The 25830-nt window shown below is 54.2% G+C and carries 25 protein-coding genes; 11 read left to right on the top strand and 14 right to left on the bottom strand.

What is annotated here, in order from left to right; translation table 11 throughout:
• Window positions 1-15 precede the first annotated feature (15 nt).
• The 3 genes from MTX78_RS18630 to MTX78_RS18620 all read right to left on the bottom strand — a co-directional run bounded on the left by MTX78_RS18630 (window position 16) and on the right by MTX78_RS18620 (window position 2517).
• Window positions 16-726 (bottom strand): ferritin-like domain-containing protein, encoded by a 711-nt coding sequence (locus MTX78_RS18630; RefSeq protein ID WP_243797339.1) that lies wholly within the window; start codon window positions 724-726, stop codon window positions 16-18.
• 167 nt (window positions 727-893) lie between these two features.
• Window positions 894-1760: a ferritin-like domain-containing protein gene (locus MTX78_RS18625; protein ID WP_243797337.1), complete on the bottom strand. Its 867-nt coding sequence runs from the start codon at window positions 1758-1760 to the stop codon at window positions 894-896.
• Between the two features lie 31 nt (window positions 1761-1791).
• Complete coding sequence (locus MTX78_RS18620) at window positions 1792-2517, bottom strand: ferritin-like domain-containing protein (protein ID WP_243797335.1); 726 nt, start codon at window positions 2515-2517, stop codon at window positions 1792-1794.
• Between the two features lie 295 nt (window positions 2518-2812).
• On the opposite strand from MTX78_RS18620, the gene MTX78_RS18615 reads away from it, so the two are divergent.
• Together MTX78_RS18615 and aroC are read left to right on the top strand one after the other, a co-directional pair.
• Window positions 2813-4315: a BatD family protein gene (locus MTX78_RS18615; RefSeq protein WP_243797334.1), complete on the top strand. Its 1503-nt coding sequence runs from the start codon at window positions 2813-2815 to the stop codon at window positions 4313-4315.
• 87 nt (window positions 4316-4402) lie between these two features.
• Entirely contained in the window at window positions 4403-5482 is a 1080-nt protein-coding gene (gene aroC / locus MTX78_RS18610; protein ID WP_243797332.1) for a chorismate synthase, read from the top strand.
• Between the two features lie 56 nt (window positions 5483-5538).
• Here the strand turns inward: aroC and MTX78_RS18605 are convergent, their stop codons facing one another.
• Window positions 5539-6894 carry an HTTM domain-containing protein gene (locus MTX78_RS18605; RefSeq protein WP_243797330.1) on the bottom strand — a complete coding sequence of 452 codons (1356 nt, stop codon included), beginning with the start codon at window positions 6892-6894 and terminating at the stop codon, window positions 5539-5541.
• A 317-nt stretch (window positions 6895-7211) separates the two neighbouring features.
• Between MTX78_RS18605 and MTX78_RS18600 the strand changes: the two genes are divergently transcribed.
• Together MTX78_RS18600 and MTX78_RS18595 are read left to right on the top strand one after the other, a co-directional pair.
• Window positions 7212-7838 (top strand): NifU family protein, encoded by a 627-nt coding sequence (locus tag MTX78_RS18600; protein WP_243797328.1) that lies wholly within the window; start codon window positions 7212-7214, stop codon window positions 7836-7838.
• 157 nt (window positions 7839-7995) lie between these two features.
• Window positions 7996-8568: an acyltransferase gene (locus tag MTX78_RS18595; RefSeq protein WP_243797327.1), complete on the top strand. Its 573-nt coding sequence runs from the start codon at window positions 7996-7998 to the stop codon at window positions 8566-8568.
• Window positions 8569-8664: 96 nt separating this feature from the next.
• Here the strand turns inward: MTX78_RS18595 and MTX78_RS18590 are convergent, their stop codons facing one another.
• The 10 genes from MTX78_RS18590 to MTX78_RS18545 all read right to left on the bottom strand — a co-directional run bounded on the left by MTX78_RS18590 (window position 8665) and on the right by MTX78_RS18545 (window position 18960).
• Window positions 8665-9570, bottom strand: coding sequence for a DUF5777 family beta-barrel protein (locus MTX78_RS18590; protein WP_243797326.1), 906 nt, complete (start codon window positions 9568-9570; stop codon window positions 8665-8667).
• Window positions 9571-9581: 11 nt separating this feature from the next.
• Window positions 9582-10082, bottom strand: coding sequence for a YceI family protein (locus MTX78_RS18585; RefSeq protein WP_243797324.1), 501 nt, complete (start codon window positions 10080-10082; stop codon window positions 9582-9584).
• Window positions 10083-10169: 87 nt separating this feature from the next.
• On the bottom strand, window positions 10170-10544 hold the full coding sequence (locus MTX78_RS18580) for a hypothetical protein (RefSeq protein ID WP_243797323.1): 375 nt from the start codon (window positions 10542-10544) through the stop codon (window positions 10170-10172).
• A 312-nt stretch (window positions 10545-10856) separates the two neighbouring features.
• Window positions 10857-12287, bottom strand: a complete 1431-nt coding sequence (locus MTX78_RS18575; protein ID WP_243797321.1) for a porin family protein — start codon at window positions 12285-12287, stop codon at window positions 10857-10859.
• Window positions 12262-12846: an RNA polymerase sigma factor gene (locus MTX78_RS18570; RefSeq protein ID WP_243797320.1), complete on the bottom strand. Its 585-nt coding sequence runs from the start codon at window positions 12844-12846 to the stop codon at window positions 12262-12264. Before MTX78_RS18570 ends, MTX78_RS18575 begins: the two co-directional genes overlap by 26 nt.
• Before the next feature lie 202 nt (window positions 12847-13048).
• On the bottom strand, window positions 13049-16060 hold the full coding sequence (secDF, locus tag MTX78_RS18565) for a protein translocase subunit SecDF (protein ID WP_243797318.1): 3012 nt from the start codon (window positions 16058-16060) through the stop codon (window positions 13049-13051).
• Window positions 16061-16206: 146 nt separating this feature from the next.
• The gene (locus MTX78_RS18560) at window positions 16207-16518 is read right to left on the bottom strand and encodes a hypothetical protein (protein WP_243797316.1); all 312 of its coding nucleotides are present in this window, start codon (window positions 16516-16518) and stop codon (window positions 16207-16209) included.
• Window positions 16519-16987: 469 nt separating this feature from the next.
• A complete protein-coding gene (locus MTX78_RS18555) occupies window positions 16988-17608 on the bottom strand; it encodes a uridine kinase family protein (RefSeq protein WP_243797314.1) in 621 nt (206 codons plus the stop codon).
• A gap of 224 nt (window positions 17609-17832) precedes the next feature.
• Window positions 17833-18420, bottom strand: coding sequence for an RdgB/HAM1 family non-canonical purine NTP pyrophosphatase (gene rdgB / locus MTX78_RS18550; RefSeq protein ID WP_243797312.1), 588 nt, complete (start codon window positions 18418-18420; stop codon window positions 17833-17835).
• A 120-nt stretch (window positions 18421-18540) separates the two neighbouring features.
• Window positions 18541-18960 (bottom strand): hypothetical protein, encoded by a 420-nt coding sequence (locus MTX78_RS18545; protein WP_243797311.1) that lies wholly within the window; start codon window positions 18958-18960, stop codon window positions 18541-18543.
• 202 nt (window positions 18961-19162) lie between these two features.
• On the opposite strand from MTX78_RS18545, the gene MTX78_RS18540 reads away from it, so the two are divergent.
• The 7 genes from MTX78_RS18540 to MTX78_RS18510 all read left to right on the top strand — a co-directional run bounded on the left by MTX78_RS18540 (window position 19163) and on the right by MTX78_RS18510 (window position 25542).
• Window positions 19163-19408: a type B 50S ribosomal protein L31 gene (locus MTX78_RS18540; RefSeq protein ID WP_022822257.1), complete on the top strand. Its 246-nt coding sequence runs from the start codon at window positions 19163-19165 to the stop codon at window positions 19406-19408.
• A 184-nt stretch (window positions 19409-19592) separates the two neighbouring features.
• Window positions 19593-20807: a GlmU family protein gene (locus MTX78_RS18535; RefSeq protein WP_243797309.1), complete on the top strand. Its 1215-nt coding sequence runs from the start codon at window positions 19593-19595 to the stop codon at window positions 20805-20807.
• A 51-nt stretch (window positions 20808-20858) separates the two neighbouring features.
• Window positions 20859-21998, top strand: coding sequence for a DNA polymerase III subunit (locus MTX78_RS18530; RefSeq protein WP_243797307.1), 1140 nt, complete (start codon window positions 20859-20861; stop codon window positions 21996-21998).
• Between the two features lie 191 nt (window positions 21999-22189).
• Window positions 22190-23185: a hydroxymethylbilane synthase gene (gene hemC, locus MTX78_RS18525; RefSeq protein ID WP_243797305.1), complete on the top strand. Its 996-nt coding sequence runs from the start codon at window positions 22190-22192 to the stop codon at window positions 23183-23185.
• A 127-nt stretch (window positions 23186-23312) separates the two neighbouring features.
• Complete coding sequence (locus MTX78_RS18520; protein WP_243797304.1) at window positions 23313-23876, top strand: GNAT family N-acetyltransferase; 564 nt, start codon at window positions 23313-23315, stop codon at window positions 23874-23876.
• A gap of 40 nt (window positions 23877-23916) precedes the next feature.
• Window positions 23917-24555, top strand: a complete 639-nt coding sequence (locus tag MTX78_RS18515) for a peptidylprolyl isomerase (RefSeq protein ID WP_317258913.1) — start codon at window positions 23917-23919, stop codon at window positions 24553-24555.
• A gap of 81 nt (window positions 24556-24636) precedes the next feature.
• Window positions 24637-25542 carry an SDR family oxidoreductase gene (locus tag MTX78_RS18510; protein ID WP_243797302.1) on the top strand — a complete coding sequence of 302 codons (906 nt, stop codon included), beginning with the start codon at window positions 24637-24639 and terminating at the stop codon, window positions 25540-25542.
• Window positions 25543-25830: the final 288 nt, after the last annotated feature.

Raw genomic sequence — 25830 nt, 5'->3', positions numbered from 1 at the left:
AGTAGCCAGCAAGCCTTAGGTGGTCGACAAGTCTGCCGCAGATACTTTAATGGGAAGGTAAGGTTCCAGCAGAGCTAAAACCTCAACCGGAGTTTTAGCGTCGTCTAGCCCATCGGCGCCTACGGTAGAGGCGAAGGAGTCAGATTGTAAAAGCTCGTGCGCCAACGCTGCATGCCGGGCCTCGACTGAGGCAATTTTACTTAAGGCTATTAGGTTGTATTTTTGCACAAGCAATTTTCCGGCACCGTTGTAGGCTGCCACGCCAATGTCTTCCAACTGCCGAGCTGCCGTCCAGACGCCCACCCGCGTGGTAAGCGTGAAGGTAGAGAAGTTGAACTCCAACGGAGTGCTCAGAGTCGCATCATATGCTCTGCTACCTAGTATCGTTTTCAGATACTCGCGGTGGATAAGCTCATGGTCACGCAAATCGGTGAGGTACCCCAATTCGCCAGGCAGTAAGTCAGCCGGTGGCGCGGCCACCACTTTCTGGTAGAAGGCCGCCTCCAATTGCTCCAGCAAATAAGCGTAGTTCAGTAGCCCATCGTCAATAGGGTTACGGTTTGCATCAAAGCCGACAAGTGCCAAGCCGTTATCTACGGGGGCTGGAGCTGGGTCTGGGTCATCACCGCAGCCAGCCAGCACCAGGGTGGAGGCTGCTACTGTGGCCCCCGCCACCCGAAAGAAAGAGCGGCGCTGCATGGCACGCGCCAGAAATAAGGTTGACATAAACAGACAATCAGAAAGCAATGCCGCAGCAAACTCGGCTTGGAATGCAACAAAGATAACTCGTTCTAATGGGATGCTCTAACCATGAGTTAGGTTGCATGAAAAAGGCGTCCCCAAGATGGAGACGCCTTTTTATTAGTGAGCAGAGAAGCTCTGGTTTGGTTGGCTTATGCTCTAACGTAGGGACCAGCAATTCCTACAACCGTGGTGTTGTCGAGGCCTTCATCAAAGGCTGCGCTTACATCTTCGGCCGTGTACGTAGCACCGAGGCCCGTAGCAAGACTCATGATACCACCTTGAGATAGGTTGCCCTCAGCAGGGAATGTAGCTACTGGGTTGCCAGCGCCATATACAGGAGCCGGAGCGCCGTTGGCATCACCGTTAATGATCCATGGGAAGATCGTCTGGCTCCCAGCCGCAGGAGCGCGGCGCATAACGCGCACGTGGGCGGCGTGGCGGGCTTCCACCGAGTGTATCTGAAGGGCAACAGTCAGTACGTTTACAACGTTGCCGCCCACAGTTGGGTTAAGCGTACGCGGAATGTTAGTTGCTTGACCTTTGTAAGCCCGTACCCCTGCATCTTCAAACGCCTGAGCAAATGTGAGGAAGCTTCCGTATGTGGCGAATGCGTTACCGAAGTCGAAGCGAGAGGGAGCTGGTGCTGCATTTGCACCGAGGGCGGCTGCAAGCAGCGTACGGTGGGCATTCTCATGGTCTCGGATAACCGTAATAGCCGTCCGATCAGCACCAGTCAACGTCGCGGCTAGGGTAGGAGCGGCCAGCGCCTGCACGTAGAAGTCGTACTCCAAGCGCTCTAACAGCAACGCATAGTTTAAAACGGCATTCGCATCACCAAGCGTTTGCTGGCCAACTGCTTTGTTGAAAGCGGAGCCAATTGCAATGGGTGCAGCAGCCAAGGCCATCTTTTTGCTGATATCACCGAGCGCAGTCAAAGCGCTGCGGCGGTGCGTGAGGCGGTCCATAATTTCTGGATCCACCTTTTCCAACTCGGAGATTATATTGAACAGATTCATACGAAAGAGAAGTCAGTTGTGAGAAGGTGAATTAGCTGCCGATGTTGCTGCCGTTGATGGTTTCCCGAATGAAGGGCTGAGCGGCGGCCAGTACTACGGCCGGCGTGAGCGCCTGGTCGAGACCCTGAGCGTTTACAACATCACTGCCTGCAAAGCTGCCTGCCGTAAGCAGGTCGCGGATATAAGCAGCGTGACGACCTTCTACTGATACAATCTTACCGGCCAATAGCAGATAATTTTTGCCTTCCATAGTGTCGCCGATCAGACGACCTGCGCCGTTGTAAGCACCTACGCCCAAATCTTCAAACGTGCGAGCCGTGGTCAGTACCGAGTTACGGTCACTGAAGTTAACCGCGCTGAAGTTTGGAGTCAGGCCCGGAATTGCGGAAGCAGCTGGAATGGCAGCTTTGAAAAAGTCGCGGTGAATGGCCTCATGCTTGGCAATAGCCGTTAAGGCAGTACGCTCATCGGTCGAAATGCCTGTGTACGGGGTGGCTACCACTTGAGCATAGAAGGCAGCTTCCAATTGCTCTAACGCATAGGCGTAGTTCAATACTCCAACGTCGCCGGAGCCTAAGTTCACAGTGCCGGGAGTGGTCATTCCACCACCATCGTCGTCTTCGCAACCAGAGAGAAGCAAGGCAGTGGCGCCAGCGGTAGCGCCAGCATACATGAAGAACGAGCGGCGCTTGATGGGAACGTAAAGCGGCTTGGCAAATGCTGCCTCGTCGCTATCCTTTTTGAGATTGTTGGACATGTGGTGGAATGATTTTGGTAAAGGAAAATTTCGGCAAAAAACAGCCTGTACACAGCTTTTAGGGAGTTGTGTATTGAAGATTACCGAGAAATACTGTTGGGTATTTGGAAGGCACTTACGACGTCCAAGCCTGGGAGGATTGCCGAAAGCCAGAATTTTATTGTCGGGTTTGCACTGCCCTTAACCTCAACCATACAAAAGACGAGCTTACCAACGCACTCGGGTGCATAGAAAACCGTATTCTTTCGGCTGAAAGGGCTTTTTGCGTAGCTTTGATTGCGCTGTCGCCCGTTCTATGCTTCGCTACCTGTTCTGCTTTATTCTTTTTGTTGGCTGCTCGTTTCTGTGGCAGCCAAGCAGCGCGCAGCAACCTCCCAAGCCAGTGCCAGGAGCTATAGCAGCGCAGGCAGAACTGGAGTTAGGCCCGGCCGCATTTCCGGTCACCGAGTATTTTACTATTAGTTTCCGGCTGCGGGGCGCCGCGCTGGAACGCTATTCCGCTTTCCCCGATATTGAGGGATTCAAGAAAAGCGGCAAGTCCAACACCACGACCACGCGCATAGTAGAAGGACAAACCACCACTGAGCTACGGATTACGCAGCGCTACGCCGCCTATGCGGAAGGGGAATACAGCGTAAAACCCTTCTTCATGACTATTAACGGGCTAACGGTGCGCTCGGAAGGCCTTACCCTGCGAGTGGGGCCGGCGCCGGCTGCGGGTACTGCCCCCACTCCCGCACCGGGCGGCTTGCAGGGAATCGGCTTGCTTGATAAACTATTTGGCAAGCCCAAGCCACAGGAGTACGTGGAGCCAAAAGACAACGCTTTCCTGGCTGTAGTGCCCGACAAAACCAGCGTGTTTGTGGGGGAAGGCGTGCATGTGGGCCTGTACTTCTACCTCACGCCCGCCGACCAGGGCCTGCTCGACTTCTACAATTTTGCGGGCCAGCTACCAGAAATTCTGCAGCAACTCCGGCAACGCACCGCGTGGGAAGAGCCCTTCAACGAGCAGGAGATAGTGCCGGAATCGGTGACGATGGGGGGCAAGCCTTTTCTGCGTTATCGTCTTTATGAAGCCGAGTACTATCCGCTGAATGCCGAGCCGCTGGTGTTTCCGATGGTAGCGTTGCGCATGGTGAAATACCGCTTAGCTAAAAACCCCGCTGAGGGTCTCGACAACCGTTTGGAAGGCTACAAAACCTACCTTACTACACCCCGCACCATCCGAGTGAAGCCACTGCCGCCGCACCCCCTCCGCGACCAGGTGCCCGTTGGGAGTTATCAATTGCGTGAATCCATCAATAAATCAACATTTCAAACAGGGCAGGCCTTCACGTATAGTTTTGGGGTGGAGGGCGAAGGCAATTTGGCGGCTGTCAGCGCACCGGCCGTGCCAGCTCGGCTCGGCTTGGAAGTATATGGCCCCGACATACGGCAGGAAATAACCCGGCAAGCGGGCCGCGTGGGTGGCCGCAAGGTATTCACCTACCGCTTTGTGGCACGTAGGCCGGGGCAATTGCCGCTAGACAGCCTATTGGGGCTGGTATTCTTTGATCCAGCCACCGGCCGCTATGACACGCTACACGCCGAATTGCGCCCGACGGTGCGTGGCCCGGTGCGGACCGCCAGCACCTTTCGGGCCCCTTCCGACGACCCGTTCTACCAGAACCAGCTCTTCGACGCTAACAACACTCTGCAGCCCCTTGACACCTACTCCGATGTACGCCGCTACGCCAACTATATCCTGGCTGTCTTGCTGGCGGTAGCGGTTTGGGGGTGGTGGCGAAAAAGCAATTGAGGGGCATAGTAGCTCCGGCAGTAGTATGTTGGGCGAGAGCGGCTGTTACCTTTGCGGCCACTCAGCTACTCTTTTACTTGGTTACCCATGAGCAATTCCTTCGGCACCCTGTTTCGCATCACCACCTTCGGCGAGTCGCACGGGCCGGGTATTGGGGTAATTGTAGATGGCTGCCCCGCTGGGCTGGCCGTGGAGGTTGCCGACATCCAGGCGGCGCTAGACCGGCGCCGACCCGGACAAAGTGACCTAACCACTCCGCGCAAGGAAGCCGATCAGGTGGAAATACAGTCTGGCTTATTTGGAGGGCATACCACGGGTACGCCCATTAGCCTCTTCATCCGCAACCAGGACCAGGCCAGCCACGACTATTCCCATATCGAGCACGCCTACCGGCCTTCCCACGCCGACTACACCTACGACCAGAAATATGGTCGCCGCGACTACCGCGGAGGTGGCCGCAGCTCGGCCCGCGAAACGGCGGCCCGGGTAGCAGCAGGCGCCATAGCCGAGAAGTTTCTGGCCCAACACGGCATAATCGTGCAGAGCTACGTGTCGCAGGTAGGGGCGGTGCAGGTGCCCGTGGGGTACGAGCAGCTAGACCTCGGGCTTATTGACAGCAACCCTGTGCGTTGTCCGCATCCCGAAACGGCAGAGCGTATGGCTGCGCTCATTCGGCAGACCCGGGACCGGCAGGATACGGTGGGGGGTCTAGTAACAGGCGTAGTGAAAGGGGTGCCGGCTGGCCTCGGCGAGCCGGTTTTCGATAAGCTGCATTCCGAACTAGGGCGGGCCATGCTGAGCATAAATGCCGTGAAGGGCTTCGAATACGGCTCTGGCTTTGCGGGTACGCTGTTATTCGGCTCGGAGCACAACGACGCATTCTACACAGATGAGGCCGGGGCCGTACGCACCCGCACCAACCACTCCGGAGGTATTCAGGGGGGCATCAGCAACGGACAGGATATCTATTTCCGCGTGGCCTTTAAACCCGTTGCGACCATCCTGCAGCCCCAGCAAACACTCAACGACCAGAACGAGGAAATCATGCTGGCTGGCCGTGGCCGCCACGACCCTTGCGTGCTTCCACGCGCCGTTCCTATCGTGGATGCCATGACCAGCCTCGTGCTAGCCGACATGCTTCTGCGTGCCCGAGCCAACAAGGTGTAGCGCAACTCATACAGTCCGCAATCAACTAAAGTGGGCTTCCAGAGCAGCTGAACTCGTTACTCGATTGGCGGCGCGGGAGTAATCCAGGGGTAGAGGCGCAGAGTGCGGGGCTCGGCGGCCAGGTTAGTAGTAGGCGCCACAATGGGCCGGCTAGGCCGACGGTTGAGCTGCACATGGGAGTCGGCATAAACGGCCACCTTTCCGAGGCCGCGCTGAACGTATTCGGCAGCTATGAAATGAGCAAACTGCAGAATACAGTCGGGCTGCCCGACTAGTTTGCTGTACTGGCGGGGCGTGAGGTACGTGGTGGGAACCACAGTTTCGGTGCGGCCGTCGGGCAACACTACGCGGTACAGAAGGGAGCCGGACTTAGCGCGCAGCATCATGTGCCAGGCAAAGTGGTGGCCCTCTTCGGTCCAGTGTACATCACCGGCGTACAAGAAATGCCGCAACGGAATCAGCAGCTGTACCAGTGCATACAGGCCCAGCCCAGCCAGCAAAACTGGCGTATACCGTGGCACAGTGGGCCTGACGGGTTCCGCCACCGGGTGCGGCAGCGGAACGCGGTTAGCCACCCACCGACGCAGCCCGGGGGTATGACGAGGCCAGTCGGGTGGAAAAAATAAAGCGGCCGTTATCAGCAGTGAAAACCACGGGAACGTTCCTAGTCCGAATATCAAGACGTTGGAGAGGTGAAAAACCATAGCTGCTGCAAACGCCCACGGCCGGGTGCGGCGCCAGAGCAGCAGCGGAGCTACCAGCAGGTCGAAAGCCACTCCCGCATAGCTCATCACCCACGGAAGGCCACTGCTACCTAAGAGCGGGCCAATGATGGGGTAGCTAGCTTTGGGCGCCAGCCACACCGTTAGCGGACGAGCCATCAGCCAATCGATGTTGAGCTTGGCCAACCCCGCGTACAGATAAACAGTGCTCATCTGGAACAGCAAGAGGTAGCGGGTCCAGGCGGGAGTGGTAGCAGAGGGGGCCACCCGGCCCGCGCGCACGTCGGCGGAAGCTGCGCGGTGTGCTGGCATCAGGGCTAGCATACCGGCTATGAGGCAATAGAGGTAGAAATGGTTGATGAAGCGGGTTTGCTCAGCCAGAAACAACAGCGTGTAGCAAAGTGTCAGGAGCACGGCTGAAAAGCGAAAACGCCAGCCCGCCGCTACGGCTATACCCGCCGCCACGGCTCCGAGGTGCAGCCCCACCATGACGGCTGGCGGCCAGTCGGGCAGCCAATCAAAAAGCAGGTACGAGAAGTGGAACTGGGGCTCGGTATACTCCCGAATATAACCCAAGGCTAAGCTGCCAGCCATTTCCATTGCCAGCAAAAACCCGACAGCAATACGCGCAACAATCAGCCAGGCAATATCAATCGGACGAAATAAAGCAGTAGTGAACCGGGCAAGCATGGTGGTAAGATACGGGCGCAGGGGTGTCGGTGGGTTGCTGCGGACGGCGCAAGTAGTAATTTATCCTGCATCAGGCAGGGTTAACGCCGTACACCATGCCCCAACGGATGCTAAATTTGGCGGGCACAACATGCGTACGTAGGACGGGCACAACATGCGTACGTAGGAGAGGAACCCCTACGTTACGCGCGGTGGCAATGCCTTATCCTCGCCGACTTGTTTATCTTTGCAACTAATCCCGCCCAGTGCGGTTTTATATGTCGGACCGGTAAGGAAACCGGTTGACTTTCTCCCGCTTGTCTCCAAGTCTTTCAAACATGGCTGAACAACTCACTGCCCCCGCTGCGCCGGTTTCGATTTATGCCGAAGCCAGCCCCAACCCCGAATCCATGAAGTTTGTGCTCAACTCCCAGCTGCTAGCTGATGGCGTGAGCGTCGACTATCCAAACCTAGAAGCGGCCGCCAATTCGCCGCTGGCTCAGGAGCTTTTCAACTTCGACTACGTAGGGCGCGTGTTCATTGCCCAGAATTTCGTGACCGTTACTAAGGTCTCGGACTTGCAGTGGGCACAGCTCATTCCAGAGTTGCGCACGTTCCTGAAGTCATACATTGAGGCTGCCGGCCCCATCTTCACCGTGGATCCTGCTGCCGAGCAGAAAGCTGCCCAGCAAGCCGCCGCCACCGGCGACTCGTCGGAAGCTGACCAGCAAACCAGCCAGAAAATCATCGACCTGCTCGACAACTATGTGCGCCCTGCAGTTGAGCAAGATGGTGGCAACATCACTTTCAAAAGCTACCTAGACGGCATCGTGACCGTGAACCTGCAAGGTTCGTGTTCGGGCTGCCCTTCGGCTACTGTTACGCTGAAATCGGGCATCGAGAACCTGCTCAAGCGTATGGTGCCCGAAGTGAGAGAAGTAGTAGCGGAAGGAATCACCGCATAAGTGCTTTCGTAGCTTCAACTCCATATTTCCAGCGCGTTTCAGCGTAACAAGCTGCTCGCTACTGGTGCTAAAATGCCTCTGCTTTTTAGCAGGGGCATTTTTGTTTTATGTTTCCCGAAAACAAGCGCGCCGCTGAAATATCAACCAGACTTCACACATGAGTTATTTGCTTCAACACGGCTTTTTCGTTCTTAATCAACGGTATTACGCGCAATTCAGCTTTTTCTTTAGAAGGCTATGGTTGAGTTTTCTGGGAATGAAAATTGGGAAGGGTACCTATTTCCATAAGGTGCATACTACGTGGCCCAACCAAGTGACAATTGGAGAAAACTGTGCGTTTGAACACAACGTGTATTTCAAGTACGACGGGGTTTGGAATACCAAGTCGTGCATACAAATTGGTAACAACGTATTTATTGGAACGGGGTGCGAGTTCAATATCAATACGGGTATTACCATCGGTAATGATGCGTTGATAGCCTCTGGGAGTAGATTCATCGACCACAACCACGGTACTGAGCTTTCCTCACTCATGAGAACGCAGCCTAGTACTGACGCTGCAATTACTATCGGAAACAACGTGTGGATTGGTGTGAATGCCGTAGTACTCAAGGGCGTTACGATAGGCGACGGAGCTATTGTTGCAGCAGGCGCGGTGGTAACAAAATCAATAGCGCCCAATGAAATATGGGCGGGGGTGCCAGCCAAAAAGATAGGAGACCGAAAATAATATTCTTGTTTCGCAGAAAATGAAAGATCCGGCGCAGTTTGCTGGCACCTATTACGGTTGCCAGCAAACTGCGCCGGATCCTTCATGTTGTTTTATTTATTCCCGATTACTCAATTGGAAGGCGCGAGAAATGTTGAAACCAAAATAAATGTCACCGTCAAAGAAATTTCCGGTCGTTTGTGGGATGAAGAATTTTTCAATCATGCCCTGCGAGTTGGTGAAGTGCAGCTGAAACACGTGGCCGCCAGTTTCAATATCAAATCCAAGAGCGAGAGAATTACGGTAGTCATCGGCCGTGTTGCCGGGCAGCACATAGTAGTACTCCGCCGTAAGGGCTACACGTTTGGTTAGTTTCTGCCGGGCTGCGGCGCCAAGGGCATACACATCGTTCTGGTCGCGGCGCAGGGCCACGTAGTTGCGGTGCACGAGCGTGGGCATGAGTTGTACCGACAGGTTTGAGCTGAATTTGCGGGCGAGCAATGCCTGGTACGTGTAGGTGAAGCGCGAGGTAGTGGAGCGCTCCGGCTGCGGTTGAAACTTCAGCGTGCTAACGGCGGAAGTAGCCAGGAGCGTTACCGAGACAGGTAGAGGACGGGGGCCGCTGCTCTGGCGCAAGACCTTATACTTCACGAATCCGTCATAGGTCTTTTCCAGGGAACTGCGTCCTACGCCTACCGCCAGCCTGTCTGTCAGGCCGTACTCCAAGCCTAGGCGGATGGTGGCTTGGTCGAGGCCGAAGAACTCGTAAGCTCCGCTGTTGAGGGTACCAAAGCGGTGCGAAATCAGAAACAGCATACTGCCCCGGCCGGGCGTCTCAATGGAATGGCCATTGACGATGCGTGTGCCTTTAAACGTGGCCGTTACGTATTCGCGGCGCAGGCTATCAGTGGGCGTGCTTTCCAGTTGATTGAGCAAGTCCTGCGCGTGGGTGCTGCCAGGGGCAAGCAGTAATGCACTGGCCAGTCCGGTAGCCAGATACCAACGAGTGAAGGTTGAAGTCATAGAAGGAAAAATCAGGGAGCTGGATTGCAGGCTAGGTTCACGGTTACGTCCACTGATTTGGCAATCTGGTTGCGGACAAGAGCCGGAATTTCAATGTTGTAATCGGCGGGAGCCACGGCAAACTTCGACTTAACGAGCAGGCGGTTGCCTTGCTTTTCCAAGGTGCCCGGTACGCGGATATGCTTGGTCACGCCATGAATTGTTAGGTCGCCTTCCACTTGCACGGGCTGCGGACCCGTAGCGGGCAATGCCGCAGCGGTCCAATTGACGAGCCGCCCCGAGAAGGTAGCCCTCGGATACTTTTCCGACTCCACGTAATTCTCGTTGAAGTGCTCCTGCATCAGAGACTTAGGAAATTGAAACGACTTCATGGGCACCGTAAAAGCTACTTGCCCTACCTGTACATCCACGGCTGCCCCCACCATCTGGCTACGGGCTTCGATATCCTCGATGGGAGTAGCAGAAAAGAAGCTGATAGTGCCCGTGCGCGTGAGAAACTTGCTCTGCGCCACCCCGGGTATAGCCGGTAGCGCACTCAGGAGTAGCAGCGCTAACGTCCTGAGGATTGGCGGAAAAAAATGGCTTGTAGTCATCATCGATTAGTTTTCGATGGCACCATCTTCTACCCACTTGCGCAACTGGCTGATGTCGCAGTCGGGTAGTTTGGTTCCGCCCTTGGGCATCGGAGAGTAGCCGGCCTCATGATTGACGCTGCCAATAAGGCGGCCATTGAGTGCCACCGTTCGGACCCGCGCGTAAGTGCTCAGGTTCACGCCGCCGCTCGCGAAATTGCTGTTGTGGCAGGAAGTACAACTCTTCTGTAGCAACGGCGCCACAGTGAGCGTGTAGGTGACGTTCGCCGTATTGCAGGTTGGAGTCGGCGGCGCGTCGGCTACCTGGTCTTCCCCATTTTCGGAGGCACAGGCGCTGAACACAAGTCCGGCGCTTAGCAAGAGCAGTAGTTTGCTGTACATAGAAAAAGGAATGGATGATGGATCAGCGAAAAGGCATTCGGTTCTGGCTGCTACCTTGTGATCTTGGGTATTATATAGCAGATAGTCAGTTAGTTGACTGGATGATTAGTAGTGCGTAACCGGCCAGGAAATAGGCAAGAGCTATCCGGCTAAGGAGATAGGGCTTAGCGGGCAAGAACCAGGAAAAGAGGGAGTCAACTGAGCATCCGTTAGGATGCATATGCATTCAACTGCAGAGGAATGGCGCTACCAGGAGCAGCCCTGAACAAGCGAAAGAGGATGTAAATGATAGGGTGTAAATGAAGTTCTGTCTTATCGTAGCAGCCCATATTTCAAGGAAAAGGCTGCGCCAGCGCTGCTAAGTCGCACTTTTCCGGCTCCAACTTCACCGAGCGGTAATTGCAAAAAGGGTTCGGCCTGCACCGACCACCGGCTTCCGAGGGCCCGTTCTACGCCCCCAGACAGGTTGAGAAGACCGAAAGTATGGTTGGACCCGTTGAATACCTTTTCAACTGCCGTTCGGGTTTGACCATTGACCTGGAAATCATAGTCGTAGCACTCGTAGCGCATAAGCAGGGAAGTCAGGCCCACGCTGGCAAAAACGCTGTACGTAGGGCGGGCAACCACATCGTAGCGCAGATCCACAGGAATTTCCGTGATGCGGCAATCGGCATTGACATTGTATTCTCCTTGCCGCCAGGTCCAGGAGGCTGGAATTGTGTAATCGGTGCTGGCTACCGCATAGCGTTTCACACTCCGGGTCAGCCCGGTTCGTACGCGCAAGCGGGAAGTGAGCCGGTATTCCAGTCGTACTCCCACGTCGTTGCCGAATCCGGTGGTTTCAAGCCGCCGCACCGCGCTAAACGAAGGGGCCACTAGCAAGCCAATCAACAACCGGTGCGTCGGACGGGCGGGTTTGGCTTGCGGGCGAGCAACTGAATCGGAAGGGGAGGGAAGTGGTTGCTGAGCTAAGGTATCTTGGCGGCCTGTTGGGCCCGCAGGAAGTGTAGCGGCTTGCGGAGAGAGTTCCGAAGGTTGGGAGGAGAATGTTTCCGGGATGACGGCCAGGGAGGGAACTACCACCAGCGACTTGGGTGATGATGCATAAGTCGTTTCTTGGCGGCTGGTGGCTTCAGTCCCTTCCTTTTCAAGTAAGGAAGCAGAAGGCGTAGCGCCAAGCTGGCGTTCCACATTCGAAGCAACTTTCTGGCGTTTGTGAAGCGCTACTTCAGAGTGGAATACAGCTGTTGCGCCCACTTGCCGGCGAGAGCCTGCACCAAGTGGCATTTCGATCAATAGGGGCCGATGAGAAGTTTCCGCTACGGATAGTGTGGGCCTATCTGCTGCCGGCAAGCTGGATTTGGTCGAGGAGCTACTAAGTAGTGATGCGCTGGCAATATCAGATGTTGAAGCAGCAAGCCGCTGAGTGCTTGCTTGCTGTTTGGAAGAGCTAGCTGGTTGTTTATGAATGGATGCAGCCGTGTTATTGGGTTGTTGCGCCACCTCGTTGATGCGGTTTGACGCTTTGTATCCCTGCCAGAGCAAAAGCAATAGGGCTACTACTGCTAGCTCAACTGCAAAAAGCCGCAGCACTTTCTGGCGTACCAGCCGGTCGGTTGCAGCCGCTTGCAGCTTGTCTTCCATGCGTAACCAGCCGCCCAGAGGAATTTCCTCGGGGTACGCCTCGGCGCTGCGCCGGACTAACTCGTCCAGCTCTTCATCCGACATATTTGGCGTAGGCATGGTGTTTACTTTTTTTAAGCATCGTTTTTAAGTGCTCCCGCGCCTTGAAAAGGTTCGACTTGGAAGCACCGACCGAAATAGTTAGTTGCTTGGCAATTTCCTCGTGCGTGTAGCCGTCAATGACGTACATGTTGAACACGGCGCGATAAGCGGGTGTGAGCTGCCCAATCAGGTGCAGCAACTCTTCAAAAGACAGGGCGTCGAGTGGAGTATGGCTGTTGTCGACGTAGGAGCCGGCTACAGTGTCTAAGTCGGATTGGAAGACGAGACGGGAGGTAGCTCGAAACCGGTCGATGGCGGTGTGTACCATAATCTTGCGAATCCAGCCGCGCAAAGAGCCTGATATATCTGCATGCCGTGCCACATCAAAGCGTGGTAGCTCCTGAAAAACCTTCATGAAGCCATCATTCACGGTTTCCAGGGCCACATCCCGGTCGTGGAGGTAGCGCAGGCATACGCTGAAGCTGTAGCTATAATACAGCATATACAGCCGTCGTTGACTGGCCTGTTCCAGCTTTTGGCAGCCGGCCAGGATTTCGATGAGCAGCGCAGAATCCATTTCGTGACTAGCCACAGCGGCGGGAGAGAAGATTCAATAGGCCACTCGGCGGCCAACAAGAAAAGGTTGCCTGCGGATCAGTAAATAATATAGTAAAATCGTAGAGGCTCCAGCTGAAAGAAGATTCGTGTCATGGTCAGCAACCAAAAAAAGAGCCCGACCAACTGGCCGGGCTCTTTTCAAAAGACTGAAAAAACGAAGGTTACACCGATGCTGTCGAGAGCTTAGGAGCGTCGGTATCGTCGGTGATTTTGGTGGAGAGGTCGGTGCCCCGCTCGCGGGCTTCCTTGCGGCCGTAAGTATCAAGGATAATCGGCGTGGCAATAAACAGCGACGAATACGTACCGAAAATGATACCTACTAACATAGCGAACGAGAAGGAGCGCAACGTTTCACCCCCGAAGATGTAGAGTACCAACACCACCAAGAACAGCGTAGTGAACGTAATCATGGTGCGCGAGAACGTGCTGTTCAACGCCGGGTTCACTACTTGCGCGAACGTCAGCTTGGGGTTCTCCCGCAAGTATTCCCGAATACGGTCGTAGATAACTACGGTGTCGTTCATCGAGAAACCAATGATGGTCAAGACGGCTGCTACGAAAATCTGGTCCATTTCGTAGTTCAAACCGAATAGACGGGCAATTGGATAGCAGGCAATAACCAGCAGCGCATCGTGGAACAAGGCTACTACCGCCGCCATCGAATACTGCCACTTCTCGAAGCGGAACAATACGTAAATAAAGATACCGAGCAGCGTCAGGCCCAAACTCAACACCGAAGTGCGTTTGATGTCGTCGGCAATGGTAGCGCCTACTTTCGAGGTGCTAACAATTTGCTTATCTGCGACATTATACTTCTTCAAGCCAACTAGTAAAGCATCGCGAGTTTTCTTATCAGCAGCTACGCTTTCGTCATCAGAGAGGTAGCCGGTAGTAATGCGCAGACGGTTAGCATTGCCGAACGTTTTCACTTCGGTACCAGCACCTTGGAAAGCTTCGGTTACGGCTTCGCGAACATCGGACGCCACTTCAGGCTTAGCGAAATCAACTACATACGCCCGGCCACCACGGAAGTCAACACCCAGGTTTGGACCACCCTGCACGGCCATCAGCACAAATCCTACTACAATGAAGATAGTAGAGAAGGCGTAGGCAATCTTACGCTTGCCCACGATGTCGAAGTTCATGTTGGTGAACAGCTTCCGCGAAAGGAAGGTCGAGAACGTCATCTTGCTTACCGTCTTGCCTTTCACCAGCCACTCGATAATCAGGCGCGAGATGTACACGGCCGATAGGAACGAGGTGAAAATACCAATCAGCAGCGTTACGGCGAAGTTCTGCACCGGACCCGTTCCGAAGATGAACAGGATCAAGGCGATAATCAACGTCATCACGTTGGAGTCGAAGATGGCCGAGAAAGCGCGTGAGTACCCTTTGGCAATAGCATCCTGCAAGGTCAGACCGTGGTCTAATTCTTCCCGAATACGCTCGAAGATCAACACGTTGGCATCCACCGACGAAGCGAATACCAGAATCAAACCGGCAATGCCGGGCAGCGTGAGGGCGAAGGAAAACTGCGCCAGTACGCCCAGAATCAGGAAGCTGTTGAAGAGCAACGCGGCATCGGCTACCATACCAGCACGGCCGTAGTAGAGCGCCATGAATGCCATGATGATAACCAAACCAGCCAGCGAAGAATACAGACCCTGGTTGATGGCTTCCTGACCGAGCGACGGACCCACTACTGCTTCTTCCACAATGCGAGTAGGAGCGGGCAGCTTACCTGCTTTCAGTACGTTGGAAAGGTCTTGCGCCTCCTCAATCGAGAAGTTGCCCGAGATGCTAGTGTTGCCACCTGCAATTTCCGACTGCACCACCGGATCAGAGTACACATAGTCGTCGAGCACGATGCCTACCTGGCGGCCGATGTTGGCGCCGGTCATTTTCTGCCACCGCTTAGCGCCCGAAGGGTTCATGGCCATGCTCACTTCGGGGCGGCCACCCTGGTCGTAATCCTGCCGAGCATCCGCTACTACCTCACCGCCCAGGGGCGCTTCAGTGCCAGGTGTTTTCCGGATGGCATTCAGCTTCAAGTACTCTTGGCCTTCAATTACCTCGGGCTTCACGCTCCACAACATGGTCAGGTTAGGAGGCAAAATAGCGCGAGCCTCATCGGAACGCAGGATGGCGTTCACCCGGGCTGTGTCGCGCAGGTTTACACCTAATTGGCCAGGAATTGGCATCGTGAACAGACGAGCCAACACCGAATTTTGCTGGGGCTTAGTGGAATCAGCTTTAGCGGTAGCAGCGGCTTTCTTGTTAGCCAACTGGCTGGCCAGGGAGCTGGAGTCGCCTTTAGCAGCGGCAGCGTCGGCGGTGGTTCCGGTGGTAGTGGCTGCAGCGGTAGCAGGGGTAACGGTTTTTTCTTTGGCAATCAGCGCCTGATCGAGTTGCTGGAGATAAGGACCAAACTCGTCTTGGCGCCACACTTCCCAGAACTCTAATTTGGCCTGGCCTTGCAACAGCTTACGTACCCGGTCTGGGTTGTCAACGCCGGGCAGTTCCACTTGGATACGGCCGGTGCCTTTCACGCGCTGAATGCTCGGCTGGCTGGTGCCAAACTTGTCTATCCGAGTCCGCAGAATGTTGAACGAACGGTCAATGGCTTCTTCTACTTCCTTGTCGATAGCGCCAATCACCTTCTCGTTGCTGGAGTTGATGTCGATGCCGCGGCTCTTGTTGGTGGTGTTTGCGAAGATGCGGGCCAGGTTTTCACCGGGTGCTACGTCGCGGTATGCTTGTGCGAACAGCGCCGTGAAGGGCGTGGACGGATTTGCCTTTTGAGCAACCTGTGCCCGCTCGAGGGCTTGGTTGAACTTAGGATCTTTGGTGTTGCCGCTCATGGCGCGCACAATCTCCACCGGCGAAACTTCCAGTGTTACGTGCATGCCACCTTTCAAGTCGAGGCCAAGGCCTAACTCGGAAGAGCGTACATCCCGGTAGGTATAATCAACACCGAGCAGGCTGGTAACGGGGGCGCGCCACACCGAGTCCAGATAGTGCTGGCGCTGCTGTTGGTTTACTTGCCCGTTCTTCGTGGCATACACCACGGCATCGTTTTGAACCCGACGTGAAATAAACGTGAAGGTCAGAAAGTAGATACACAGGGCCGACACGATGATCGTCAACCCGATGATAAGTCCTTTATTACGCATTGAATACAAGTGAAAGTTGAAGCTTGGAAAGGAGGGTCTTGCAACTCAAACGCTTAGCTGGGTGGTGAATAGCCCCAACGAAACAGCAAGACATGCAGATAGCCACCACGGTATCAACCACGGCCGGCCGCTCAAACCAAGCGGCGCTAGGGGGCCTGCGGCGAGAGAGCCGCCACTAACATGCGGGCGCGGAATACCGCGGCCGGGAGAACACCTAAGAGAGGACGAGGAGCGGCCAACGCTCGGCGCATGGCGGGCAACCACACATGCGTTGTTGGCCACGGCAACCAAGCATCAGCTTGGGGCGCAATGTGCAGATCCAGTGTTCCGGTGGCTTCTAGCGTTACTTTCTGCTTTACCACGTTCACCTTAGCAGGCTGACCAACGCGCGTAGTTTTGCCCGCTGGCACCCGGAAGGTGGCAACAGCTTGGTGGTTGAGCGACAGTACGAACAGCATAGTGACTGTTAGTAGCGCAAAACGCAAGCGAGGCAAAAAGTTGGTAATACGCAGCACCATAGACAACCCAAGAGCTACAAATATAATTAAATCAGTCAGCCAAGGAAAGTCGAAACATTGAACTGCTTATAAATTCAGGCTGAAATATTCCTTTCCAGAGAAATAGTTCGTCAAGCTACTAAAGAGGTGCTTGGCGGTATGAGAAAAATCCTACTATCAGTCAAGGTGCTGCTAACAACATTTTGGGATTTTGCGCGGCTCACTTATGTTCCAACATTTGCTCGACAGTCTTTAGACTGTGTGCGATGCACGAGCGGTGATAAGAAACTGATTACCTAAGGGAGTTTCGGGCGAGTGCGCTAGCTAGCCGCTGCTTTAGCAGCCTAGCTCTACAGTAAAATAAAAGTGGGGCCTTGTCTTTCCGTTTTTGGAAGATAAGGCCCCACTTTTATTTTACTGTAGAGCTAGGCTACCTTACAATCTTGGACTTCAGAAACGACACTAGCACCTCTAAGCCCCGGTCGAAATGCCGGTTGTTTGGGATGACGATGTCGGCGTCTTGCTTGAATGGCTTGATATACTTCTCGTAGGTCGGGGCTACGTGGTTGGTGTAGCGGTAGAGTACGTCCTCTAGGTCGTAACCCCGCTCGTCCCGGTCGCGCACGATGCGGCGCTGTAGCTTCACGTGCTCTTCAGCATCAATGTACACTTTCAGGTTCAGGAGCTTCGCCACTTCCTCGAAGTAGAAAACAAAGATGCCCTCTACTACCACGATAGGAGCTGGCTGAAATACCAGTTCTCTCACCACCGCGTCAGGGTTGTTGAACGTGTACTCCGGCCGCCGTACTTCCAACCCTTGGCTCAGGCGTAGAACATCAGTTGCGTAAGCCACCGAGTCAATGCTGGAAGGCAAGTCGAAGTTAGTGACGCCTTGCGCATCAACCTGCTGGCTTTCCCGCGGGTGGTAGTAATTGTCTTGCGAAATCAGGCAGATTTCCTCTTCGGGAAACGAGGCCAGCAGCCGGCGCAAAAAGGTGGTCTTGCCCGAGGCGCTGCCGCCGGTGATGCCGACGATGAAAGGATGTTGCATGAGGCGAATAAATGGCCCGTACCGGCAGGGCCAACCCTGCAAAAGTAGCAAGGATTGCGTTGTCATTGCCAGACAGAGCAGCAGCAATATTTATTGCCAAAGCCTCAACTCTTGAAGCTCGACACGATGTTGGCCTGGGTCTGGGCGGTAAGTGCTTCTCTGCTTGCGTGGTTCTCGGGCTAATAGCCGCGCGGTTTCTCTGCCTTGCCGGCTGCACCAGTTGTCTACTCTGCTGCGTCTCCCAGGAACTTGACTAAGCCTGCAACAGCCCGGGCACGGTGGCTGATTTGGTTTTTTTCAGTGGTGCTCATCTCAGCAAAGGTCCGACCATTACCTTCTGCTGGCTGAAAAACGGGGTCGTAGCCAAAGCGACCCCCTCCCCTGCTAGTTTCCGTGATACTGCCTTTCACCACCCCCGCAAATTCGTGCACAGCGCCATCAGGCAGCACCAGGGCTATTACGGTTCGAAACTGAGCCGACCGATCCGGGTGGCCTTGTAGTTCGTGAAGCAACTTCGCAACGTTGTCGGCAGCTAGGCGCTGTGGGCCTGCGTAGCGTGCCGAGTACACGCCAGGTGCACCGCCTAGGGCAGTTACTTCCAAGCCAGTATCGTCGGCGAAGCACGACACCCCGTAATGTTCCCACACATAAAGGGCCTTTTGGCGGGCATTGCCGGACAAGGTATCCTGGGTTTCAGGAAGCTCCTCCTGGCAGCCAATGTCAGCTAAGCTCAGCAACTCGGTTCCTGCTGGGAGCAACGGCTTGATTTCATCGAGCTTGTGGGCATTATTGGAAGCAAAGCAAAGGCGCATAGGCTGATGTGGTACGTTAGAATGAGGTACTTCTTAAGGTGCTGCCTGGTAAAGACAACACAAAAAAAACCGGACAAGCCGGTTAAAGAACAAGTAACGCAAGGCGCAAGCCGGTAGGTGCTACCGAAACATCGACTTGATGCTGCCCCAAGAGCGCTGAACGGCGCTAGGAGTGTCGCCTAGGGTACTGGTGTAACTTTGGTCGCCAGCCGTGGTGCGTACGGTGAGACGATACGTGAAAGGACCTCCCAAGGTACCGGCTGCACCCGCTGCGGCACCGCGGTACACATCGGCATCCATGTATTGGTAGCGTGCTTGCCCAGAAGGCGACAGGGTGCTTAGCTTGGTGAAAGTCGGCTCGGAGTTGGCCTTACGGTACAGGTCATAGTTCTGCACTCCGCTTTCGTTGGCTACTTCCCACACCACCCGCACGTTCGAGTTGTCGTAGCTAGCCTGAAAAAGCGTCACAGTAGCACCAAAAGCCAACAAGGCGCTCAACAAGACCATCAACAACAACGAAAAACCAACCTTATGGAGCATGGCAGCGGATAAGGAGAAGAGAATAGAGGATAAAGTAACCTAAGAACGACGCCAAAAATAAACATTTTATTATAGGTCGTGCTCGGTAGCCGCATAAACGCAGAAAAGACAAGTAGTGCTTTTGAAAGTTGAGCGTAACTTGTACTTTTGCAGTCCCTTCCGCAAAATCGGCAGGCACCCAGGTACAAACGGCATTTCGACCATGAAAAAGAACATTCACCCCGAGTATCGCGAAGTCGTGTTTCAGGACACGTCGAGCGGATTTAAATTCATCACTCGCTCGACGATGAACTCCAACGAGACCGTCACGATGGAAGACGGTAAGAGCTACCCCGTCATCAAGGTGGAAGTGAGCAGCGAGTCGCACCCTTTCTACACCGGCAAGAACGTGCTTCTTGACACTGCTGGCCGCGTAGAGAAATTCCGCAACCGCTACCAGAAAAAATAACTGCTTATTTCGGGGTTGCTGACTCCGAAAAGGCAGTATTGTATAACTCCTGTCGGCTTTGTCCGGCAGGAGTTTTTATTTGCGCTCTAACGGAGGCGTCCAAAGAAACCGCCTCAGCCATAAGCCGAGCCTCAATTATATAGCCGAGCCCAACTTATTAGTACCAGCAATCAGAAACCTTTCCATGCGCGTTCTGCTCTTCGACGACCCGGCCATTCGGCCGCACTTGCTGCCTTTCACTTTCACGCGGCCCGTGGCAGCCTTGCGCTGCGGCATCCTGACGCTGGCTGAAAAATGGCAGCACCGTCTGCAACTGCCTATTGCCTACCTCACAGAGCGCTACCTGCAAGCGAAGTATCCCGCTGGTTCCGTCACAGGCCCTGCCCTGGTAATCAACGGAGCCATATGCCCCGACGAGGTACTTACCAAGCAAGTACAAAAACTTCAAGCGGGAGAAGCGTTGTATTACAAGGAGATGCTCGTGGCGGCTCATCTGGCCGATGCTTCGTTGGTAGCGGAGCTGATCCAAGACGGTTTCCAGAAAACGCACGAAGTAGTAGAGCCTGTTACCACCATTCGGGAAGTGTGGCACTTGTTTTTGTATAACGGAGCGGAAATCCGCCGCGACTTTGACCTACTAACCAAAGGCCGCCAATCGGCGCCCGTAGGGGATGCGCATACCATCGTGTATGCGCCAGAAAACATCTTTATTGAGCCTGGTGTCAAAATTCGAGCGGCTATTCTGAATGCGGAAAGGGGGCCCATTTACCTCGGTAAAGATTCGCAGATACACGAAGGCGCTATCATCAGTGGTCCGCTGGCGTTAGGCGAAGGTTCTCACATCAACCCCGGCGCCAAAATGCGCGGTGATAATACGGTAGGGCCGTTTTGCAAAGTAGGAGGAGAGGTGACGAACAGCATATTTTTCGGGTATAGCAACAAAGGCCACGATGGCTATGTAGGCAACTCGGTAATTGGCGAGTGGTGCAACCTTGGGGCTGACACCAACACGTCCAACCTGAAAAACAACTACGCCGCTGTTAAAATTTGGAGCCATATGGCAGGCCGCTTCGTGAACACCGGACAGCAGTTTTGTGGCCTCATGATGGGTGACCACAGCAAGTGCGGCATCAACACGATGTTCAACACGGGCACGGTAGTAGGAGTGGCGGCCAATATTTTTGGGGCAGGCTTCCCGCGTACATTCATCCCGAGCTTCAGCTGGGGTGGAGCAGCCGGTTTCGAGACGTTCAAGCTGCCCAAGGTAACAGAGGTAGCAGAGCGTGTGATGGCTCGCCGCCAACTGGAATATGATGCTGTGGAGCAGGCCATCATGCAGCAGGTATATGAGGATACCGCCAAGGACCGGGTCTGGGAAAGATCAGTACATAAAGAGTAATAGTGCTACCCTTGTTCTTTGTGGCGTCCTGTTCACTGCTCGTTCATAGCTATGCGTTTTTCTGATATTCCTGGTCAACAGCAGGTCAAACAAGTATTGGTGCAATCGGTGCGGCGCAACCATGTGGCGCACGCGCAGTTGTTTCGGGGAGCTGAAGGGTCGCCGGCGCTAGCCCTGACGCTGGCGTATGGCACCTTCCTGAACTGTGAGTCTCGGGGCCCCGCAGCCGAGGATTCGTGTGGGCAATGCCCGAGCTGTCAGAAAATCGACAAGCTCATCCATCCCGACCTAAACTTCATTGTGCCCGTGACGACCACCAAAACAGTGGCCAAGGACGCAACTAGCAACAAGTTCATGGCGGAGTGGCGCAGTTTTGTGCTCGACAATCCATACCAAGGCCTTAATGATTGGATGCAGCACATTGGTGCTGAAAACAAGCAAGGAAGTATTTCCAAAGAAGAAAGCTTGCAATTACTGAAGCTAGTTTCGTTGAAAGCTTTCGAGGCCCAATTCAAAATTGTGATTGTCTGGTTGCCAGAACTGATGCATCCGGCCGCCGCTAATGCAGTGCTAAAATTGCTGGAGGAGCCGCCGCCAGCTACCGTGTTTTTATTGGTGAGTTATGCTCCCGAGCAGTTACTGCCTACCATCATTAGCCGTGTGCAGCCGGTAGTGGTGCGCCCATTACCAGAAAACGAGCTAACCACTTGGCTACACACTGCGCACGATATTCCGGAGGTGAAAGCCAGGCAGTTGGCTCAACTAGCGGAGGGTAACCCTGGAGTTGCTCTAGCTGCTCAGCAAGCCGCCACCGCCGACCACGACTACTTCACGCTGTTTGTGAAATGGATGCGCTTGTGCTACAGCAACAATGTAGGTGAGATGCTAGCCATCAGCGACGAATTTCAGAAGCTAGGCCGAGAAAACCAGAAGGAGTTCGTGCAATTTGCTTTAGGGCTTTTGCGCAAGGTGCTGCTCTACGGCCTCGACCCACTACTGGTGCCTCACTTGCCGGCGGCCGAACAGCAGTTCATCAACGGCTTCAGCCGCTTTGTTACGCCCCGGAACGCCGACCCGCTTGCCCGCGAATTAAACGAAGCACACTACCATATCGAACGCAATGCTAACCCTCGCATGGTATTCGTGGATGTATCGTTGCGGGTGGCTGAACTGCTAAAAAACGCGGCCTAGAGCCTGTAAACGTAGAAAATATAGATTGCTAAAAAGCTATAGCTAGTGCTAAGCCTGCTATAGCCAGCGTCTGAATACGCACAGTTCTATCTTTGCTCGTCACAAAGTCGGGGTTTGAATCAGTTTCGCCAAATCCTGCCTAGGGCAGAATTTATTTTCTGTTTTGCTGTTCAACTCTATTGGCAAGTCGTATGGCTGACGCTACAAGTGTAGTGGGCGGCTCTTATTTAAACTCTGGATTCGTACTCGTGAAAAAGCCCGTTCGTATTGGCACCCGAGGTAGCCGCTTGGCGCTATGGCAAGCTAACCACGTAGCCTCTTGCCTAGAGCAAGCTGGCATCATGACTGAAATTGTCATCATCACCACTACCGGTGACGTGGTGCTCGACCGTTCGCTCGATAAGATAGGAGCGAAAGGCGTATTCACTGAGGAATTGGAAGTAGGCTTGCGTACCGGCCACATAGATATTGCAGTGCATAGCGCCAAGGATGTGCAAAGCAGTATTCCTGCTGATCTAGAACTGTTGGCGTTTATGGAGCGCGAGCAAGTGAACGATGTAGTTGTGAGTTTTCAAACCGACCTTGATCTGCACAAGCCAGGTTTGGTATTGGGCACCAGCAGCACCCGCCGCAAGGCTATGCTAAAGCGCTTCCTACCGAACTCTACCACGGCCGAAGCCCGCGGCAACCTACAAACCCGTCTGCGCAAGTTGGAAGAGGGCCAGTATGACGCCCTGGTACTAGCCTACGCCGGTGTGCACCGCATGGAATACGACGCCCTTATTCGGCATACCCTCCCCGAAACGCAGTTTGTGCCAGCCACTGGCCAAGGCAGCGTGGCCATTGAATGTGCCCGCAGTTTGGAATCAGACCTGAAGGCGGAACTCCAGCGCATTCTCGACCATGGGCCCACCCATATTTGTTTGGCGGCAGAGCGGGCTTTCTTGCGCACCATGGAAGGTGGGTGCAGCATCCCTTCCTTTGCGCTAGCCACTCTCACCACTGCTGGTACTGTTCAACTGCACGGTGGCCTTATCAGCCTCGATGGCGAGCAGCTTTTAGAGGAAATACAGTCGGCTGTTACTACGGCGGCTGATGCGCTTGGCGTTCAAGTAGCTGAAAAGATTCTGGCTAGTGGAGGGCAGCAAATCCTGGAAAGCATCCGCGAAGCACGCACACCCGTCTAGCCCTTTCGTTAGTTGGTCAACAATTGGCAGGTGTGTGAAAAACGGCACGGCAGGGAGTAGAGGTAGATAAATTTCTGATACAACTGTGAGCGAGCGGGGATGCAAGTGCCCCGCACAATTGGCCTGTATGATTGAAACGGAACGTTTGCTTTTGCGGCCTTGGCAGGCCCACGACCGACATTCTCTACTTGCTTTGCTAGATACTGACCGTTCTCGCCTGACTCTTGATTTTCCTAAAACGCTAGCAGCCGTACAAGACGCAGCTACCGCTGCGAATTTTATTGAGGAGAAAATTAGGGAGTGGCATACTCGCGCAGGCTATCAATTAGGGGTTTGGCAAAAAGCCAACAACCAATGCATTGGGTTTGTGAGCTTCAAGAACATAGATTGGAGCGTGCCGAAGGCCGAATTAGCGTATCTGTTGGCAGCCACTGCTGAAGGCCAAGGACTAATGCTAGAAGCGGCGCGCGCGAGCTTGGCATGGGCTTTCGAGCGTCTTGACCTAGAGCGTGTGTACTGCAATGCCCGTCCTGGCAATCTTCGTAGTGGAATGCTGGCAGAACGCTTAGGCTTTCGGCGTGAAGGATTGATGCGTCATGCGTTTCGGGGAGGTGACGGAGCACTCCATGACACCATCCTGTACGGGCTGCTCCAATCAGACGATAGGGCACTAGCCGCCGAAACAGCTTAATTTCGCCGCGTAACTTTTTCGTGTCTATTATCTTATGAAAGTGAATTTTCGTTTTTCAGCATTGCTGTGCACGGTGCTGTTACTCTTAATGGGGCCCGTGCTGCATGCTGCCAAAGGCCCAAAGCGCAGCAAGAAAGATCAGTTGGTGACTATTAGTACCTCGCTTGGTGAAATCAAACTCGTGCTCTTTGATGCCACGCCAAAGCATAAGGCCAACTTCCTTAAGTTAGTGGATAGCGGCTTCTACAATGGCACTACCTTCCACCGCGTGATTCCTAACTTCATGGTTCAGGGAGGCGACATCAATTCCAAAGACGCTGACCCAGACAATGACGGGATGGGACAGCCTGATGCTCCCACCATTCCAGCCGAAATTCGGCCGGAGTTCAAGCATAAATTTGGCGCCGTTGCTGCCGCTCGTCAGGGCGATTTTGTGAATCCGGAACGAGCTAGTAGCTCTTCGCAGTTCTACCTCGTTCAAAACCATCAGGGTACACCGCACCTCAATGGTCAGTACACTGTGTACGGTCAAGTAATCAGTGGCCTCGATGTGCTCGATAAAATAGCTGCTCAACCCAAAAACGACCGTGACCGTCCGCTTACTGACATCAAAATGACAGTGAAAGCAGAGAAGGTCAAGAAGAAGAAAATCACCGAACTGTACGGGTACCAATACTAGTGCGGTACCGAAGCAGCCAGCTAACAGGATAAGGAGGCAGTTGTCTGCCTTGAAGTAAACTCACTACGTGACTGTTATTGCATGCGAGTATTAATCACTGGTTCAAATGGCTTGCTTGGCCAAAAGCTTGTGTCACTGCTTCGACAACAGCCTGACGTGGAACTAATGGCTACTTCGCGTGGCTCCAACAAGCTTGCTGGCCTTTACCCAGAGGTGCGTTTCGTTGCACTTGATGTAACCAATCAGGTGCAAGTGGCGGCCGTGATAGGGCAGGAGCAGCCTACCCACCTCATTCACACGGCGGCAATGACCAACGTCGACGAGTGCGAATTAAACCAAGAGGCTTGTTGGCTGCAAAACGTAACGGCTGTAGAGCACCTAGCAGCAGCTTGCGCCGCTCATAACGTACATCTGACTCACGTTAGCACCGATTTTATTTTTAGCGGTGAAAAAGGCCCTCTTGCCGAAGACGCGGTGCCGGCACCCATTAATTTCTACGGCCAAAGCAAACTTGCTGCCGAGCAAGTTGTGCAGTCCAGCCTCGGCCCGTGGGTGATTATACGCACTGTGCTCGTCTATGGCACCGCGCACGACTACGGCCGTACCAACATCGTACTGTGGGTCCGCGATTCTCTTCGTGCTGGCAAACAGATCAAAGTAGTTGACGATCAGTTTCGCACACCCACATTGGCTGAAGATCTGGCGAAGGGTTGCTGGCTTGCCGCTAGGCATAACGCCACGGGTGTCTATCATATCAGCAGCAGCGAGTTGCTGACCCCTTACCAAATGGCGTTGCAGGTAGCTACTTATTTCAAGCTCGACTCGTCGCTTATTACTAGAGTGGACAGTAGTACGTTTTCTCAGCCAGCTAAACGCCCCCCGCGCACAGGCTTCATCATCAGCAAAGCACAAACGGAGCTAGGCTATCAGCCTCATGACTTCCAGAGTGGCATTGCCCTACTAGCCCAACAGACGCAGGAATCATGACCATATAAGCGGTAGTTCCTGCTGCAGAAGACGGAGGCAGTTCAAAGATGTCTGAGGGTGTGGGTAATGATAATGCACAGGATAAAATGCAGGGGCTGGCAAACGCAAAAACCCCGCAGGCAGAACCAGCGGGGTTTTCACACACCTATTGCAACATTGTTCACTGACTTTCTTGCTCCCTTAGCAGAGAAAGCCGTAATAATTAACACCTTTATGTGGATTCCAATAAAACAGTTCCTACCAAGAGACCTCCAATCATCACTGCCGCTCCTGAGCGGAGTGCTAGTT

The sequence above is a fragment of the Hymenobacter tibetensis genome, from assembly GCF_022827545.1.
Lineage (GTDB): Bacteria > Bacteroidota > Bacteroidia > Cytophagales > Hymenobacteraceae > Hymenobacter > Hymenobacter tibetensis.
This window is presented reverse-complemented; position numbering and strand designations above follow the sequence as displayed.

Coding starts and splice junctions, on each gene's coding strand:
- MTX78_RS18555 (WP_243797314.1), bottom strand. CDS start 17,608: ATGCAACATCCTTTCATCGTCGGCATCACCGGCGGCAGCGCCTCGGGC.
- MTX78_RS18615 (WP_243797334.1), top strand. CDS start 2,813: ATGCTTCGCTACCTGTTCTGCTTTATTCTTTTTGTTGGCTGCTCGTTT.
- MTX78_RS18630 (WP_243797339.1), bottom strand. CDS start 726: ATGTCAACCTTATTTCTGGCGCGTGCCATGCAGCGCCGCTCTTTCTTT.
- MTX78_RS18520 (WP_243797304.1), top strand. CDS start 23,313: ATGATTGAAACGGAACGTTTGCTTTTGCGGCCTTGGCAGGCCCACGAC.
- MTX78_RS18570 (WP_243797320.1), bottom strand. CDS start 12,846: ATGGATTCTGCGCTGCTCATCGAAATCCTGGCCGGCTGCCAAAAGCTG.
- MTX78_RS18545 (WP_243797311.1), bottom strand. CDS start 18,960: ATGCTCCATAAGGTTGGTTTTTCGTTGTTGTTGATGGTCTTGTTGAGC.
- MTX78_RS18600 (WP_243797328.1), top strand. CDS start 7,212: ATGGCTGAACAACTCACTGCCCCCGCTGCGCCGGTTTCGATTTATGCC.
- MTX78_RS18575 (WP_243797321.1), bottom strand. CDS start 12,287: ATGCCTACGCCAAATATGTCGGATGAAGAGCTGGACGAGTTAGTCCGG.
- MTX78_RS18625 (WP_243797337.1), bottom strand. CDS start 1,760: ATGAATCTGTTCAATATAATCTCCGAGTTGGAAAAGGTGGATCCAGAA.
- MTX78_RS18510 (WP_243797302.1), top strand. CDS start 24,637: ATGCGAGTATTAATCACTGGTTCAAATGGCTTGCTTGGCCAAAAGCTT.
- secDF (WP_243797318.1), bottom strand. CDS start 16,060: ATGCGTAATAAAGGACTTATCATCGGGTTGACGATCATCGTGTCGGCC.
- MTX78_RS18590 (WP_243797326.1), bottom strand. CDS start 9,570: ATGACTTCAACCTTCACTCGTTGGTATCTGGCTACCGGACTGGCCAGT.
- MTX78_RS18560 (WP_243797316.1), bottom strand. CDS start 16,518: ATGCTGTTCGTACTGTCGCTCAACCACCAAGCTGTTGCCACCTTCCGG.
- MTX78_RS18620 (WP_243797335.1), bottom strand. CDS start 2,517: ATGTCCAACAATCTCAAAAAGGATAGCGACGAGGCAGCATTTGCCAAG.
- MTX78_RS18605 (WP_243797330.1), bottom strand. CDS start 6,894: ATGCTTGCCCGGTTCACTACTGCTTTATTTCGTCCGATTGATATTGCC.
- rdgB (WP_243797312.1), bottom strand. CDS start 18,420: ATGCGCCTTTGCTTTGCTTCCAATAATGCCCACAAGCTCGATGAAATC.
- MTX78_RS18595 (WP_243797327.1), top strand. CDS start 7,996: ATGAGTTATTTGCTTCAACACGGCTTTTTCGTTCTTAATCAACGGTAT.
- hemC (WP_243797305.1), top strand. CDS start 22,190: ATGGCTGACGCTACAAGTGTAGTGGGCGGCTCTTATTTAAACTCTGGA.
- aroC (WP_243797332.1), top strand. CDS start 4,403: ATGAGCAATTCCTTCGGCACCCTGTTTCGCATCACCACCTTCGGCGAG.
- MTX78_RS18540 (WP_022822257.1), top strand. CDS start 19,163: ATGAAAAAGAACATTCACCCCGAGTATCGCGAAGTCGTGTTTCAGGAC.
- MTX78_RS18580 (WP_243797323.1), bottom strand. CDS start 10,544: ATGTACAGCAAACTACTGCTCTTGCTAAGCGCCGGACTTGTGTTCAGC.
- MTX78_RS18530 (WP_243797307.1), top strand. CDS start 20,859: ATGCGTTTTTCTGATATTCCTGGTCAACAGCAGGTCAAACAAGTATTG.
- MTX78_RS18535 (WP_243797309.1), top strand. CDS start 19,593: ATGCGCGTTCTGCTCTTCGACGACCCGGCCATTCGGCCGCACTTGCTG.